This is a genomic window from Cellulosimicrobium sp. SH8 (assembly GCF_025818875.1).
Classification (GTDB): Bacteria; Actinomycetota; Actinomycetes; order Actinomycetales; family Cellulomonadaceae; genus Cellulosimicrobium; species Cellulosimicrobium cellulans_D.
Map to the genome: position 1 here is coordinate 525,059 of NZ_JAMXMH010000002.1, position 14,671 is coordinate 539,729.

A 14,671-nucleotide genomic window follows, 5' to 3' on the forward strand; every position below is an offset into this window, starting at 1 on the left:
GTTGCTGTCGTTATCCCGCGGATAACGACAGCAACGTCGTGTTCGCACCGGCAGGGTCAGCGGAAGCGGCGGCCCTCGTCGCGGCGGTAGGCGCCGACCGCCAGGGCGGCGAAGACCACCGTCCAGCCGAGGAGCACGAACCAGGCGCCCCCGTACGCCGGCTCGCCCGTGAGCGCCTGGACGAGCAGGTCACGGCCCGCGCGCGTCGGCGTGGCCATCGAGATGGCGTCCAGCCACGGGGGGAAGAGGAACGGCGGGAGGAACAGGCCGCCGGCGAACGCGAGCGGGAAGAGGATCACCTGCACGACCGGCAGCGCCGCCTTCGCGGACAGCGAGTAGCCGATCGCCATGCCGAGCAGCACGAACGGCACGGACACGAGCAGGACCGTCCCGACGCCCGCGAGGAGCTGGCTCCACGTGACGCTCGCGTCGGTGAACAGCCAGCCGATGAGGATGAGCGGGACGAGCCCGAACAGCGAGAAGACGCCGCCGTTGAGCACGCGCGCCGCCATGCGCGGCGCCGGGCCCGCGGGCAGCGAGCGCACGAACGGGTCGAACGGGAGCTGCCGGTCCTCCGCGACGCCGAGCCCGTAGGTGAACAGGCTCGCCGAGCAGATCGCGAACAGGCCGAGCGACGCGACGGCCGTGGTCGCGGCCACGGGGTTGCCCGCGACCTCCTTCTGCGGCACGACGAAGAAGAACATCGCGAGCGCCGGGAACAGCAGGTTGCCCAGCACGGCGACCGGCACGCGCACGGTCTCGAGGAACTGGTACTTGAGGTGCAGCCAGGTCAGGCGCAGCGGCCCGGGGAGGGCCTTGGCGGGCGCGCCGCCCGGGAGGGTCGTGGTGGTCATCGTGCCCGTGCCTCCGTGGTCGGGGTCGCGTCGCGCGCGACCATCTGCTCGAACGCCTCCTCGAGGCTCGCGCCCCGGATCTCGAGGTCGTGGAAGTCGACGCCCGAGGTGACGAGCTCGCGCACGAGCGCGTCGGCGTCGGGCGTGTAGAGCTCCTGGCGGCCGTCGCCGAGGCGGTCGGACCGCACGACGCCGGGCCGGTCGGCGAGGTCCGAGGGCGACCCGACGACGACCCGCCGCAGCGACACGCGCCGCAGGATCGCGTCGAGCGAGGCGTCGGCCTTGACCACGCCCTGGTCGATGACGACGACGCGCTCCGCGAGCGCCTGCACCTCCTCCAGGTAGTGGCTGGTCAGGAGGACCGTCCCGCCGTCGGCGTGGTACGCGCGGATCGCGTCCCACAGGGCCTGGCGGGCGCTCACGTCGAGGCCCGTCGTCGGCTCGTCGAGCAGGACGACGCGCGGCCGGCCCACGAGGGACAGCGCGACGGCGAGGCGGCGCTTCTGCCCGCCGGACATCGCGCCCGTCTGGCGGCCCGCGAGCTCGGTGAGCCCGAACTGGTCCAGCAGCTCCGCCGTCGGGACGAGGTCCGGGTAGTGGCCGGCGACGAAGTCGACGACCTCGCGGACCTTGAGCGTCGCGGGCAGGCCGGTCTCCTGGGGCGTGAGGCCGAGCGCGGCGCGGCTGCGCGCGTCCCGCGGGTCGCCGCCGAGCAGGCGGACCGTCCCGGCGTCGGGCCGGCGCTGCCCGCTGATCAGCGACAGCAGGGTCGACTTGCCGGCGCCGTTGGGGCCGAGCAGGCCGACGAGCTCGCCCGCCCCGACGGTCAGGGACACGTCGTCGAGCGCGACGACCGTGCCGAAGGTGCGCGTGACGTGGTCGACGGCGACGACCGCTCGGGCGTGGTCGGTGCCCGACGGCGCCGGGCCGGGTCGGGTGGTCGGGACGGACCCGACGTGCTGGGCGTGGTCGGTGCTCATCCTGCGGCTCCCTTCAGGAGCGTGTTCAGGGCGGTCGTGTAGTCCTCGAAGGCGACACGGCCACGGGCGGTGAGAGCGAGGTAGGTGGCCGGGGTGCGGCCCTCGTGGGTCTTGGTGACGGACACGTAGCCCGCGTCCTCGAGCTTGCGCAGGTGGGTGGAGAGGTTCCCGGCGGTCATGTCGAGGAGCTTCTGCAGCTTGGGGAAGGACAGCTCGTCCCCGGTCGGGAGGGTGGCGAGCGTCGCGACGACGCGCAGCCGCGCCGGGGCGTGGATGACGGGGTCGAGCTCGGTGTCAGGCATCGGCCGCGCCCTCCCCCGCCACCCGGGCGGGCGGGGTGCCGCGGGCGAGGCGGCGCCGTCGGACCTTGAGGACGTGCTCGACGACGACCATGACGAGGAAGCCGCCGCCGCCCAGGGCGCCCATGACGAGATACGTGAGCGGGAGGCCGGCGATCGTCGCGACCCCGGCCACCAGGAGGATCCAGACCCCGACGACGTAGAGCCGCTGCTCGCAGAACGCGACCCCGCCCCCGAGGTAGAGCAGGCCGACGACGACGCACGCGAACGCGTTGCTGGCCAGCGCCATGACCTCGTCCGACGCCCCCGCACGGGCGAGGCCGCCGAGGACGAAGCCGTAGGACACGAAGCCGAGGGTCCACGACCAGCCGTACAGCGCCCCCTGCCGGGCGCTGACGCCGCGCGTGCCGACCGTGCGGGTGACGGTGTGGACGATCGTGAACGCGACGGCCGCCGCGATGAGGCTGAAGAAGACCCAGAACGCCCACGGCTCGGGCTGGGCGCCCACCATGCTCCCCGTCCCCGCGCCGCCGTGCACGGCGCTCGCCCAGAGGCACAGGTAGCCGACGAGCCAGGCGACGCCCCACGCGAGGAAGAGCAGCCGCGCGTCGGGCCCGGTCGCGTCCCGCGCGCGGTCCTGCTGCTCGCGGATGAGGCGGAGCGTCTCGGCGACGTCGAGCGCCGGCTCGTCCGGCTCGGCAGCCCCGTCGCGGGGTTCGTCGCCGTGGTCCGTCGTCATGGTGTCCTCTCGAGGTCCTGAAAACTACTTTGCACTGCAAACCTGTTTGTAGGTTGCCACGAGTGGCGCCGGTCGCGCAACCCCCTTCTCGCCCCCCTCGGCAGCGGGCACGGGAGTGCTCGGCGACGGGGACCGGGGGGTCGCTCGACCGCACCGTAATGTGATATCACTTTGCTATACACGACGTGCGCGGCCCCGGCCGCAGGAGAGGACGGACACCGTGACCGAGAGCGCAGCACCCCCGCAGGAGTCCGTCGGCGGCGAGCCCACCGGCCGTCCCGTCGGCCACGACGGCACGCGGGTCGACGTCACGGAGCAGCCCGCGTGGTCGCTCGGCGCGGGCGGGGGCGGCCTGGTGATCCTGCTCGTCCTCGCGCTCCTCGGCGGGTCGATCCCGCTGTTCGCGACCGCCACGCCGGCCGGTGCCGTGCTCGGCGTCGTCGCGATCCTGCTGGGCCTCTTCCTGCTCACGATGGTCAAGGTCATCAACCCCGGGCAGACGCTCGTCGTGCAGCTCTTCGGCCGGTACCTCGGGACCATCCGGCGCACCGGCCTCGTCGCGACCGTGCCGTTCTCGACGCGCAAGCGCGTGTCGGTCCGCGTGCGCAACTTCGAGACCAGCGAGCTCAAGGTCAACGACGCCGACGGCAACCCGATCAACATCGCCGCGATCGTCGTCTGGCAGGTCGCGGACACCGCCAAGGCGAGCTTCGCCGTCGAGGACTACACCGACTTCGTCCGCGTCCAGGCGGAGTCGGCGCTGCGCCACGTCGCGATGTCACACCCCTACGACGACGCCGAGGCCGGCGAGCAGTCGCTGCGCGGCGCGACCGAGGTCGTGTCGGCGGAGATCGCGGCCGAGGTCGCGGCGCGCGTCGTCGTGGCGGGCGTCGAGGTCATCGAGGCCCGCATCTCCAACCTCGCCTACGCCCCGGAGATCGCCCAGGCGATGCTCCAGCGCCAGCAGGCCGGCGCGATCATCGCGGCGCGGTCGCGCATCGTCGAGGGCGCGGTGTCCATGGTCGAGGACGCCCTGTCCCGCCTCGAGGCGGAGGACATCGTCACGCTCGACGACGAGCGCCGCGCGACCATGGTCTCCAACCTCCTCGTGGTGCTGTGCGGCGACAGCCGCGTGACGCCCGTCGTCAACACGGGGTCCCTGTACCAGTGACGCCCGTCGGGCCCACGCCGCCCGAGAAGCGCGACGCGCCCGACGACGGCGACCGGCCGTCGTCGGGCCGCGGCGTCCCCGCGGGCGGGGAGCCGGCCACGCCGGAGGGCGACGCGCCCCCGCAGGCCGAGCAGCCGGCGTCGGGCACGGGCACGGGTAGAGCGCAGCGCCCGCAGCGCAAGTCGGTGCTCCTGCGCCTCGACCCCGCCGTGCACGACGCGCTCGCGCGCTGGGCCGGCGACGACCTGCGCAGCGTCAACGCGCAGATCGAGATGCTGCTGCGCCGCGCGCTGGACGACGCCGGACGCCTCCCCCGCGACGTCCGCCCGCCCCGAGGCCCGGGCCGCCCGCGCACCCCCTGACCCCGCTCCCCCCGACCGGCCAACCCCGACCCGCCGAGCACGAGGTTGCTGTCGTTCTGGGGCCGAGAACGACAGCAACCTCGTGGTCGACGCGGAGCAGGTTCGTCGTCGGCGGACAGCGGGCGTCCAGGCGACGTCGAGGCTGCTCCCGGCTTCCGGTGCTATAACCGGACGGTGCCCGACCTGACCGCGTCCACCCCCGCGACCGCGCCCGAGCCGCTGCCCGCGCCCGGCCCGACGGCGGCCCCGACAGAGGCCGACGCCGTCGACGCGCACGACCGCCCGGACCGGGCGACACGACGCCGCATCGGCGCGGAGATCTGGATCGTCCTCGGCCTGAGCCTGGGCAAGTCGGCCGTCTACGCGATCATCAACATCGTCGCGCGCCTCACTGCCGGGACCCCGCTCGGTGAGCAGTCCGCGAGCCTCAACGTCAGCCAGTCCGCACGTCCCTACCTCGACCTCACGTACCAGCTCGCCGGGATCTTCTTCGCCGTGCTGCCCGTCGCGCTCGCGCTGTACCTGCTCAGCGCGCGCGGGCGCTCGGCCGTCCGCGCCATCGGGCTCGACGGCGCCCGGCCCCTGCGCGACGTCGGGTGGGGCTTCGCGCTCGCCGCGGCCATCGGGATCCCCGGTCTCGGGTTCTACGCGCTGGGCCGCCTCCTGGGCATCACGGTCGAGGTGCAGGCGTCGGCGCTCAACGCCGCGTGGTGGACCGTGCCCGTGCTGATCCTCGCCGCCCTGCAGAACGGGCTGCTCGAGGAGGTCATCGCGGTCGGCTACCTGTTCGAGCGCACGCGCGACCTGGGCTGGGGCCGCGTGAAGTTCGTCGTGTGGAGCTCGCTGCTGCGCGGGTCCTACCACCTGTACCAGGGGTTCGGCCCGTTCGTGGGGAACGTCGTCATGGGCGTCGTCTTCTCGTGGTTCTACACGTCCCGCTGGGGCAGGCACCGCGTCATGCCGCTCGTCATCGCCCACACGCTGCTCGACGTCGTCGCGTTCGTCGGGTACGCGCTCCTCCCCCTGGAGTGGAAGCAGTCGCTCGGCCTCGCCTGACCGCGGACCCGCCGAGCGAGATCCCCGGTCCGGCGAGGCCTCGGCGCCGAGCGCCCCTCAGAAGGGGGAGAAGCGCTGGATCGACTGCGACACGAGCACGAAGAACGCGACGAATCCGAGGAACACGAGAGAGAAGACGATCCGGCCGACCTGCCCGCCCGCGCCGAGGCGGTCGCCGGTGGGAGCCGCGAAGCGGGTCGGCTCGGCCGGGTCGTAGATCACCCTGACCTCGCTCCCGGACCGGTCCAGCATCCCCACGTCGGAGAACGACGGCACCGCGCGGACCCGGCGTCCGTCCGCCGTCGTGAACTCGATCGTCTCGACGACCCGCGAGGTGGTCTCGCGGTCGGAGCCGCTCCCGCGCGACGAGTGCTGGACGTGCGCCGCGACGACGAGCCCGGACGTCGCCTGCCCCGACCGCTGCAGCGAGCGGACGCCGGCCAGCCCGCGCAGCGCCCCGAACAGCGTCCACAGGCCGGCGGCCCCGAGGAACAGCGGCACGATGATGAACAGGATGCTCACGGGCGGGTCCCCCTCGGGTCGACGGCGGGGACGATGCTAGCGGCCGGGACGCCGCGCCCGGGGCGCGGGCCACGGCCGGCGCACCACCTGTGGTCAGGCGATGCCGAACGCCCCGGTCTCCAGGTCGACCAGGTGCGTCTCGCGGTTGCCGTAGTCGACGTCCCACGTCGGCGTGGACAGCTCCAGGTAGTGCGGCGTGAAGTCGTCCGGGAGCGAGTCGACCATCGCCTCGGACGTCCCGCCGAGGTGGTCGTCCGCCCAGGGGCGCTCCTCCTCCGGGAGCCCGGTCCAGTCCTCGTCCCACGGCGAGACCCACCCGTCCTCCTCCCGGCCCGGGACGAGGCCCGCGTTCGGGTCGTCGACCCTCGGGACGAGGTAGGCCCACCGGGTGACCGTCATGTCCTCGCCGCGACGCGTGCCGAGCGGCGGGTCCCACGCGTTCTGTCCCTCGTCCGTCGCGACGTGCTCGCCCGGACGACGGGTGTCGGGCGGGGCGGCGGTGGGGCCGGCGGCGAGCTCCGGCTCGGTCAGCCAGACCAGGGCGAAGCTCTGGCCGATGATGTCGCTGAGCACGAGCGCCTGCGGGTGCTGCCGGGCCGCGCGCAGGTCCACGACGAACGGGTCGTCCGGGTCGCTCGCGTCGTGCTCGGTGGCGAACTGCCCCTCGCCGAGGAAGTACGCCACGCCCGGGAACCCGGGGCCCCGACGCTGGTACTCGGCCGGCAGCCGCAGCGTGACGGCGTGCCGCATCGGCAGCCCGGTGCTCGGGCTCCGCGGCCACGTCCGCGGCTCGATCCCCGGCCCCGCGTCGCCGATCCACCCCCAGACAGCGTCGCCCCAGGGCGCGACGGGCGGCGGCAGCAGGTCCGCCGTCCCGACCGGTGACCCGTCCACCGCGTCCTGCGGGGTCAGGCCGAACAGGATGTCGTACGCAGTGACCACCGGTGCTCCTCGTTCTCGACGGACGGCGGTCACATGCTAAAGCAGCCCGTCAGGGCCCGTCCGGATCCGCCTCCCGCGACGGCTCCGGCGTCGGCTCCGCCGAGGTCGAGGGCGAGGGCGCGGGCGAGGGCGAGGGCGACCGCGACGGCGACGGCGACGGCGACGGCGACGGCGACGGCGACGGCGACGGCGACGGCGACGGCGACGGCGACGGCGACGGCGATGGTGGCGCACTCGGGTCGCGCGGCGCCGTCGTCCCCGTGGCCGACGGCGGGGCGACGCCCGGGTGCGCGGCAGGCGCGCCGAGCACGGATCCGCCCGTCACGACGACGCCCGCCGCGACGGCCTGTGCGCGCAGGTCCGCGAGCTCGCGCGCGACGGCGCGGACGGCGAAGCCCGACACCACGTGGATCGCGCCCGTCACGAACGCGTAGAGGGCGAACACGACCGCGACGAGGCGCAGCACGTCGAAGGAGTCGAGCGGCCTCGTGACGAGCAGGACCCCGAACAGCACGGACACGATCCCGACCGCGAGCATCCACGCCCAGCCCAGGTCGCGGTTGCGGACGAGCGCGGCCGCCCCGGCGATCGTGGTGATGCCCAGCACGAGCACCCACACCGCGAGCACGTAGTAGAGCGCGGTCGCGGTGAGGTCCGGCCAGAGCGCCACGACGACGCCGAACACGACGTTGACGCCCGCCTGCGCGAGCCACCATGCTGACCCGACCTGCCGGCGGTGCACGAACCCCTGCACGGCGACGAGCACGCCGTCCGCCACGAGGAACGCGCCGAGCACCACGCGCAGCGTCCCGAGCTGCTCCAGCGGCTCGATCATGAGGAGGAGGCCGAGGACGACGAGGAGGGTCCCCCGGACCACGGGCAGCCACCACACCTTGCGGAAGGGGTTGCGCTCCTGCCCGTTCGCGTCGGGCGTCGCGGGACGGTCCGGACGGTCAGACCCGTCCGCGGTGCCGCGCTCCGTCGTCGTGCCACGTGCCATGCCGACCTCCCGGGTCCGGTCCTGCGCCCATGCTAGGGAGGCCTTGCTCACACCCGCCCGCCGAGCGGGGGCCGCGAGCCGTCCAGCATGCGGGCGAACGGGGCGAATCGCCCGGAGGAATCGGCCAAATACCGCGCCTGCGCGAGGGCCCCGACCTAGACTCGCTCGCATGGCCTCCCCCGCCCCCGAGCCGACCGAGCGCGACGCTCCCCACGTCGGCGCGGTCGTCGAGGTCGGCTCGCTCGCCCGGTCCGAGCAGGCGGAGACCCGTCCCCAGACCGGTGCGCTCGAGGCCCTGCTCGCGCGCCGGGGTCACGACGACGCGGGGACCGTCCGCGTCGTCGACACGGCCGAGCAGCGCGTCCGGCACCCGATCGACCTCGTCAACCTCGTGCTGTGCGCGGTGGGCGTCGTCGTCGTCCTGCTCATGTCCGTGTACGCGCACGGCACGACGGCCGGGGTCGCGGAGGACGTCCGCAACTTCTCGGACCTGCTCGCGCGCATCCTGTTCGTCCCCGTGCAGGTGCTCGAGGGCCTCATCACGCTGTTCGTCCCGATCGCCGTCCTCACCGAGCTGGGCGTCCGCCGGCTCGGGCGCCAGGTGGTCGAGTCGATCGTCGCCGCCGCGCTCGGCCTGCTCCTCGGCGTGCTCGTCGTGCTCGCGCTGCGCACCTGGGGGTCGGACGAGCTCATCCGCGGGCTCTCGGTCTTCACGCAGGGCGAGTGGCGCCTCACGGTCCCGGGCTACGTCGCCGCGATCGGCGGCCTCCTCACCGCGGCGGGCACGCGGACGCGGCGCCGGACCGTGAAGTGGTCGTGGAACCTGCTGTTCGTCGCGATCGGCGTCGTGCTCATCACCGGCCAGGTCTCGCTCCCCGGCATCCTCATCACGCTGCTGCTCGGGCGCATCGCCGGGCTGACCGTGCGCTACGTCTCGGGCGTGCGCAGCGAGCGGGCCTACGGGCCCGACCTCGTGTCCGGGGTGCGGCGCGCCGGGTTCTCCCCCACGGCCCTGGTCCGCGTGCGGGACGTCACCGACGACGAGGAGCTCGCCGAGGCGGCCGAGGACCCCATCACGGAGGTCGACGCCGAGGGACGTATCACCGCCGAGGTGCACGTCGGTGTCCTGCGCGCCCCCGGGGCCGCAGAGGACGCCGGCACCGTCCTCACCGCGGACGCCGCCCTCGCCGCACAGCACCTCGGGGCGGCGCCCGCTGCCGACGAGGGCACGCAGCGGCGCGGGACGAACGGACGCGCGCCCGCGGCGGACGCGCAGGACGCGCCCTCCGACCCCGCCGCCATAGCCCTGGCCCGCGCGGGCGACAACCGCGTCTACGCGATGCTCGCGGAAGACGGCGTGCGCAGGGACGTCGTCGTGCTCGACGGCGACCGGCAGGTCGTCGGCTTCCTCACCCGGTTCTGGCGGTCGCTGCGCCTGCGCGGCAGCGAGGGCCGCGCGGCCATCTCGCTGCGCGCCGCGGCCGAGCGCACGGCGCTGCTGTCCTACGCCGCGCGCGCGGCCGGCGTGCGCACGCCGCGCCTGCTCGGCGTCGCGGAGTCGGACGACTCGATGGTGCTCGTCCAGGAGCACGCGACCGGCGCCGTCTCCCTGCGCGACCTCACCGTCGAGGACCTCACCGACTCGGTGCTCAACGAGGCGTGGCGCCAGCTCCGGCTCGCCCACTCGGCGGGCATCGCGCACCGCGCCCTGACGTCCGACGTCATGCTCGTCTCCCGCGAGCCCGCGACGGGCGCGCCGCAGGTCTGGCTCACCGGGTGGGAGCAGGGCGACATCGCGTCGTCCGAGCTCGCGCGTCGCATGGATCTCGCCCAGATGGTCGCGCTCCTCGCGCTGCGCGTCGGGGCGCGACGCGCCGTCCAGTCCGCGGTGAGCGTCCTGCCCGACGACGACATCGCCGCCATCGGCCCGCTGCTCCAGTCCGTCGCGCTGCCCCCGAGCACGCGCGAGGAGATCCGGCAGAACAAGGAGCTCCTCAAGGAGCTGCGCGCGGCGCTCGTGGAGCGGCTGCCGGAGGCGGACGTCGAGCCGCAGCGCATCACGCGGTTCGGCGCGCGCACGGTGCTCACGATCGCGCTCGTGATCGCCGCGGTGACGGCCCTGGTCACCTCGTTCAACTTCGAGCAGATCGCCGAGGCGGTGACCGAGGCGAACCCGTGGTGGGCGGTGCTGTCGTTCGTGCTCGGCATCCTCACGTGGCTCGGCGCGGCGCTCACGCTCACCGCCTTCTCGCCGAAGCGGCTGCCGTTCTGGCGGGTCAACCTGACCCAGGCGGCCGGCTCCTACGTCGCGCTCGCCGCGCCCGCCGGCATCGGCCCGGCGGCGCTCAACCTGCGCCTCCTCACCCGGCGTGGCATCTCGACCCCCATGGCCGTCGCCACCGTCGCGCTCGTCCAGGTGTCGCAGTTTGTCGTGACGATCCTCATCCTGGTGGTCCTGTCGATCTTCACCGGGGAGGGCGGTCTCGTCCAGCTCCCGTCGACGACGGTCCTCCTCGCGATCGGCGGCGTCGCGCTGGCCGTCCTCGCGACGCTGCTCGTGCCGGCCGTGCGGGCCTGGGCGCTCGCCAAGATCCGGCCGACGATCCAGCAGGTGTGGCCCCGCCTGTCGGAGATGCTGGGCCAGCCCGGGCGCCTCGCGATCGGGTTCGCCGGCAACATCATCATGACGCTCGGCTACGTGCTCGCCTTCGACGCGGCGCTCGCCGCGTTCGGGCAGGAGCTCGACCTGGTCGACGTCGCCGTGATCTACCTGGTGGGCAACGCCGCCGGGGCGGCCGTGCCGACCCCGGGCGGCCTCGGCACGATCGAGCTCGCGCTCACCGCCGGCCTCACGGCCGCCGGGGTCCCCGTCGCGCTCGCCACGTCGGCCACGCTCCTCTTCCGCGTCGCGACCTACTGGGCGCGGATCCCGATCGGGTGGGTCGCGATGCGGTACCTGCAGAAGCAGGGCGACCTGTAGCCGCCGCGCGTCGGACCGGCAGGGTCAGCCCTGCGGGGTCTCGGCGACCTTGACGTCCACGTGGTACTTGGTCCCGTCGACGTCGGACAGCGTGACGGTCGTGTCGTAGACGTTCCCGGACGCCGGGTCGGTGAGCTCGCAGTCGACGACCTCGCCGTTCACCAGGTCGACGTTCTCCTCGCCGCAGTCGACGTCGGCCTCGCCGATCTCGGCGAGGGCGCCCTCGGCGTCCTGGGCGATCTTCGAGGCCGGCACGGTGAGGTTCGCGTTGACGGAGCACGCGGCGAGCGCGACGGCGCACAGCGCGACGACGGGTACGAGGACGACGGTACGGACGGTGGTGCGGCGCATGGTTCCCCCTGGGGTCGGTGTGGACGGAGCCCCGATCCTCGCGGACCCGGCGCCCGGGCCGCCACCTCGCGCGATGGTGAGAACTCCCCGCCGGTGCCCGCCGCGGGCGCGACGCGCGCCGGCCGGGTCGAGGCGCGCCCGCCCGGGGACGTTGGACCCGGGACGACGACGGCGGCCCCCGATAGGCTCGCCGCGCACCCGCCGTCGTCTCCGGCCGCGCGGGCGCCCACGATGCTCGACGAGGTGAGGAGCCCGCACGTGAGGATCGGTGTCCCACGCGAGGTGAGGGACGGGGAGCGGCTCGTCGCCGCGACCCCGCGCACGGTCGAGCGCCTGCGGGCGCTCGGGTACGACGTGGTCGTCGAGCATGACGCCGGCGCGGGGGCCACGTTCTCCGACGCCGCGTACGAAGCGGCCGGGGCGGACGTGGTGGACGCCGCGACCGCGTGGGGCGCCGACGTCGTCACGGCGGTGAACGCGCCGACGGACGCCCAGGTGTCCCTCCTGCGCCCGGGCGCGACGCTCGTCGCGATGCTCGGGCCCGCGAACGACCCGGACCTCGTGCAGCGCCTCGCGGCGCACGGCGTGACCGCGCTCGCGCTCGACGCCGTGCCCCGCATCTCGCGCGCGCAGGCCCTCGACGTGCTGAGCACGCTGTCCAACGTCGCGGGGTACCGCGCGGTCGTCGAGGCCGCGGGCGAGTACGGCGGCATGTTCGCCGGACAGGTCACGGCCGCGGGCAAGACGCCGCCCGCGAAGGTCTTCGTCATCGGCGGCGGCGTCGCGGGGCTCGCCGCGGTCGGCGCGGCGGCGAGCCTGGGCGCGCAGGTGCGCGCGTTCGACGTGCGCTCCGAGGCGGCCGAGCAGATCGAGTCCATGGGCGGCACGGCCGTGCGCGAGCCCGCGGCGCAGCAGGGCATGTCCGCCGACGGCTACGCGAAGCCGCTCACGCCCGAGCAGGAGGCCGCGGCTCTCGCGGTGTACGCGCGCGAGGCCGCCGAGGCCGACGTCGTCGTCACGACCGCGCTCGTGCGCGGCCGCGCGCCGCGGACCCTCACGGCCGAGGCCGTAGCGGGGATGCGCCCGGGGAGCGTCGTCGTCGACCTCGCTGCCTCGGGTGGAGGGAACTGCGCGCTCACGGTGCCGGGCGAGCGCGTCGTGACGGGGAACGGCGTCGTGGTCGTCGGCTGGACCGACCTCGCCGGGCGCCTCCCCCAGCACACGTCGCAGCTCCTCGGGACGAACGTCGTGCACCTGCTCGAGCTGCTCACGCCCGGCAAGGACGGCGAGCTCGCGCTCGACCTCGACGACCCGGTCCAGCGCGGCATGACCGTCGCGCGCGACGGCGAGGTGCTGTGGCCGCCGCCACCCGTCGCGGTGAGCGCGGCCCCGGCCCCGGGGTCGACCGCGCCACCACCCGACCCCGCGCTGGAGGCCGCGGCGCGCGAGCGGGACTCCGCGGAGGCGGCGTCGGCCGCGAGCCTGCGCCGCCGCCGTCGGACCGTGGGCGCCGCGCTCGCCGCGGTGCTCGTGACGCTCGCGCTGTCGTTCGCGCCGCCGTCGCTCGTCGGGCACGTCACGGTGTTCACGCTCGCGGTGATCGTCGGGTACTACGTGATCTCGAACGTCACCCACTCGCTGCACACGCCGCTCATGGCCCAGACCAACGCGATCTCGGGCATCATCCTCGTCGGCGCGCTCCTGCAGATCGGCTCGGACGACTGGGTCGTGACGACGCTCGCGCTGCTCGCCGCGACGGTCGCGAGCATCAACATCTTCGGTGGCTTCCTCGTGGCGAACCGCATGATCCGCATGTTCCGCAAGGACGCCCCGGCACGCGCGCAGGGGGTGGCCCGATGACCGCGACGTCCGTCGCCCAGGCGGTCTACGTCCTCGCCGCCGTCCTCTTCGTCCTCAGCCTCGCGGGACTCTCGAAGCAGGAGTCCGCGCGCCGCGGCAACCTGCTCGGCATGGTCGGCATGGTCCTCGCGCTCGCCGCGACGATCGTCCTCGCGCTCGGCACGAGCGCCCGGCCCGTGCTCGTCACGGCGCTGCTCATCGCACTCGTGCTCCTCGTGGGCGCGGCGGTCGGGACCTGGCGCGCGCGCCGCGTCGAGATGACGCAGATGCCCGAGCTCATCGCGATCCTGCACAGCTTCGTCGGCGCCGCGGCCGTGCTGGTCGGCTTCAACTCCTACCTGACCGCCTACGCCGCCGGCGCCGACGACGTCGCGCACCTCGTCGAGGTCTCGCTCGGCGTGCTCGTGGGCGCGGTGACGTTCACCGGCTCCGTCGTCGCGTTCCTCAAGCTGTCCGGGCGCACGCGCTCGGCGCCGCTCCAGCTCCCGGGCCGCAACCTGCTCAACCTCGCGGCGCTCGTCGTGAGCGTCGGGCTCGTGGTGTGGTTCGTCGTCGCGCCGTCGATCTGGCCCCTGCTCCTGCTCACGGTCGTGTCGCTCGCGCTCGGCTGGCACCTCGTCGCGTCGATCGGCGGCGGCGACATGCCCGTCGTCGTGTCGATGCTCAACTCGTACTCCGGCTGGGCCGCCGCCGCGGCGGGCTTCATGCTCGGCAACGACCTGCTCATCGTCACGGGCGCGCTCGTCGGGTCCTCCGGTGCGATCCTCAGCTACATCATGTGCAAGGCCATGAACCGGTCGTTCGTGTCCGTCATCCTCGGCGGGTTCGGGGCCGAGGAGGGCGCTGCCCCCGCCGGGGGCGGAGAGGGTCCGCAGGGCGAGCACCGCGAGGTGAGCGCAGACGAGGTCGCGGCCCTCCTGCGCGACGCCCGCAGCGTCGTCATCACCCCCGGCTACGGCATGGCGGTCGCCAAGGCGCAGTACCCCGTCGCGGAGCTCGTCGAGCTCCTGCGCGACGGCGGCGCGGACGTCCGGTTCGGGGTGCACCCGGTCGCGGGCCGCCTGCCCGGGCACATGAACGTCCTGCTCGCCGAGGCGCGCGTCCCGTACGACATCGTGCTCGAGATGGACGAGATCAACGACGACCTGGCGGACACGGACGTCGTGCTCGTCATCGGCGCCAACGACACCGTCAACCCGGCCGCGCTCGACGACCCCGGCTCCCCCATCGCGGGCATGCCCGTGCTGCACGTGTGGGAGGCCGGGCAGGTCGTCGTCTTCAAGCGCTCGATGGCGGCCGGCTACGCCGGGGTGCAGAACCCGCTGTTCTTCCGCGAGAACACGGGGATGCTCTTCGGCGACGCGAAGCAGCGGGTCGAGGACATCGTGGCCGCGCTGCGCGTCGGCTGACCGGCCGCCGTCCTCGACCACGGGGGGTGCACGCTCGCGCGGCGCTCCGGGCCGCCCCGGCTGCCTAGATGTGATGTCCAGGGAGGTTGTCCCGATCCCGTGACGAGGACACGGGGCCGGGTTACCGGATGACGAAGGCCTCCGGT

The 14,671-nt window shown here is 74.3% G+C and carries 14 protein-coding genes; 6 read left to right on the top strand and 8 right to left on the bottom strand.

Annotated features, from left to right (window positions below; translation table 11 throughout):
* Positions 1 to 56 precede the first annotated feature (56 nt).
* From NF338_RS05040 to NF338_RS05055, 4 genes are read right to left on the bottom strand one after another with little or no spacing between them, the layout of a single operon-like run.
* Positions 57 to 854: an ABC transporter permease gene (locus tag NF338_RS05040; RefSeq protein WP_087470734.1), complete on the bottom strand. Its 798-nt coding sequence runs from the start codon at positions 852 to 854 to the stop codon at positions 57 to 59.
* Positions 851 to 1,834 (bottom strand): ABC transporter ATP-binding protein, encoded by a 984-nt coding sequence (locus tag NF338_RS05045; protein WP_264029770.1) that lies wholly within the window; start codon positions 1,832 to 1,834, stop codon positions 851 to 853. The genes NF338_RS05040 and NF338_RS05045 overlap by 4 nt, the downstream gene beginning before the upstream one ends.
* Positions 1,831 to 2,136: a transcriptional regulator gene (locus tag NF338_RS05050; protein WP_087470732.1), complete on the bottom strand. Its 306-nt coding sequence runs from the start codon at positions 2,134 to 2,136 to the stop codon at positions 1,831 to 1,833. Before NF338_RS05050 ends, NF338_RS05045 begins: the two co-directional genes overlap by 4 nt.
* A complete protein-coding gene (locus tag NF338_RS05055) occupies positions 2,129 to 2,872 on the bottom strand; it encodes a hypothetical protein (RefSeq protein ID WP_264029771.1) in 744 nt (247 codons plus the stop codon). Before NF338_RS05055 ends, NF338_RS05050 begins: the two co-directional genes overlap by 8 nt.
* A 220-nt stretch (positions 2,873 to 3,092) precedes the next feature.
* Between NF338_RS05055 and NF338_RS05060 the strand changes: the two genes are divergently transcribed.
* From NF338_RS05060 to NF338_RS05070, 3 genes are all read left to right on the top strand, one after another.
* Positions 3,093 to 4,043 (top strand): SPFH domain-containing protein, encoded by a 951-nt coding sequence (locus NF338_RS05060; RefSeq protein ID WP_237841311.1) that lies wholly within the window; start codon positions 3,093 to 3,095, stop codon positions 4,041 to 4,043.
* Complete coding sequence (locus NF338_RS05065) at positions 4,040 to 4,405, top strand: hypothetical protein (protein ID WP_264029772.1); 366 nt, start codon at positions 4,040 to 4,042, stop codon at positions 4,403 to 4,405. Before NF338_RS05060 ends, NF338_RS05065 begins: the two co-directional genes overlap by 4 nt.
* 174 nt (positions 4,406 to 4,579) lie before the next feature.
* Positions 4,580 to 5,461 (top strand): CPBP family intramembrane glutamic endopeptidase, encoded by an 882-nt coding sequence (locus tag NF338_RS05070; protein WP_412846121.1) that lies wholly within the window; start codon positions 4,580 to 4,582, stop codon positions 5,459 to 5,461.
* 57 nt (positions 5,462 to 5,518) lie between these two features.
* On the opposite strand, the gene NF338_RS05075 is transcribed toward NF338_RS05070, so the two are convergent.
* From NF338_RS05075 to NF338_RS05085, 3 genes are all read right to left on the bottom strand, one after another.
* Positions 5,519 to 5,983 carry a DUF3592 domain-containing protein gene (locus NF338_RS05075; protein WP_264029773.1) on the bottom strand — a complete coding sequence of 155 codons (465 nt, stop codon included), beginning with the start codon at positions 5,981 to 5,983 and terminating at the stop codon, positions 5,519 to 5,521.
* Between the two features lie 93 nt (positions 5,984 to 6,076).
* Positions 6,077 to 6,925, bottom strand: coding sequence for a hypothetical protein (locus NF338_RS05080; protein ID WP_264029774.1), 849 nt, complete (start codon positions 6,923 to 6,925; stop codon positions 6,077 to 6,079).
* A gap of 49 nt (positions 6,926 to 6,974) precedes the next feature.
* Positions 6,975 to 7,925 carry an HdeD family acid-resistance protein gene (locus tag NF338_RS05085; protein WP_264029775.1) on the bottom strand — a complete coding sequence of 317 codons (951 nt, stop codon included), beginning with the start codon at positions 7,923 to 7,925 and terminating at the stop codon, positions 6,975 to 6,977.
* A gap of 169 nt (positions 7,926 to 8,094) precedes the next feature.
* On the opposite strand from NF338_RS05085, the gene NF338_RS05090 reads away from it, so the two are divergent.
* A complete protein-coding gene (locus tag NF338_RS05090; protein WP_264029776.1) occupies positions 8,095 to 10,905 on the top strand; it encodes a flippase-like domain-containing protein in 2,811 nt (936 codons plus the stop codon).
* Between the two features lie 24 nt (positions 10,906 to 10,929).
* On the opposite strand, the gene NF338_RS05095 is transcribed toward NF338_RS05090, so the two are convergent.
* Positions 10,930 to 11,256: a hypothetical protein gene (locus NF338_RS05095; protein WP_264029777.1), complete on the bottom strand. Its 327-nt coding sequence runs from the start codon at positions 11,254 to 11,256 to the stop codon at positions 10,930 to 10,932.
* A gap of 258 nt (positions 11,257 to 11,514) precedes the next feature.
* On the opposite strand from NF338_RS05095, the gene NF338_RS05100 reads away from it, so the two are divergent.
* Both NF338_RS05100 and pntB read left to right on the top strand, forming a co-directional pair.
* On the top strand, positions 11,515 to 13,116 hold the full coding sequence (locus NF338_RS05100) for a Re/Si-specific NAD(P)(+) transhydrogenase subunit alpha (RefSeq protein WP_264029778.1): 1,602 nt from the start codon (positions 11,515 to 11,517) through the stop codon (positions 13,114 to 13,116).
* A complete protein-coding gene (pntB, locus tag NF338_RS05105) occupies positions 13,113 to 14,525 on the top strand; it encodes a Re/Si-specific NAD(P)(+) transhydrogenase subunit beta (protein ID WP_264029779.1) in 1,413 nt (470 codons plus the stop codon). Before NF338_RS05100 ends, pntB begins: the two co-directional genes overlap by 4 nt.
* Positions 14,526 to 14,671 lie beyond the last annotated feature (146 nt).

What these genes read in the sequence shown, in the direction of transcription:
- NF338_RS05090 (WP_264029776.1), top strand. Translation starts at nt 8,095, where the DNA reads ATGGCCTCCCCCGCCCCCGAGCCGACCGAGCGCGACGCTCCCCACGTC.
- NF338_RS05095 (WP_264029777.1), bottom strand. Translation starts at nt 11,256, where the DNA reads ATGCGCCGCACCACCGTCCGTACCGTCGTCCTCGTACCCGTCGTCGCG.
- NF338_RS05050 (WP_087470732.1), bottom strand. Translation starts at nt 2,136, where the DNA reads ATGCCTGACACCGAGCTCGACCCCGTCATCCACGCCCCGGCGCGGCTG.
- pntB (WP_264029779.1), top strand. Translation starts at nt 13,113, where the DNA reads ATGACCGCGACGTCCGTCGCCCAGGCGGTCTACGTCCTCGCCGCCGTC.
- NF338_RS05040 (WP_087470734.1), bottom strand. Translation starts at nt 854, where the DNA reads ATGACCACCACGACCCTCCCGGGCGGCGCGCCCGCCAAGGCCCTCCCC.
- NF338_RS05045 (WP_264029770.1), bottom strand. Translation starts at nt 1,834, where the DNA reads ATGAGCACCGACCACGCCCAGCACGTCGGGTCCGTCCCGACCACCCGA.
- NF338_RS05055 (WP_264029771.1), bottom strand. Translation starts at nt 2,872, where the DNA reads ATGACGACGGACCACGGCGACGAACCCCGCGACGGGGCTGCCGAGCCG.
- NF338_RS05085 (WP_264029775.1), bottom strand. Translation starts at nt 7,925, where the DNA reads ATGGCACGTGGCACGACGACGGAGCGCGGCACCGCGGACGGGTCTGAC.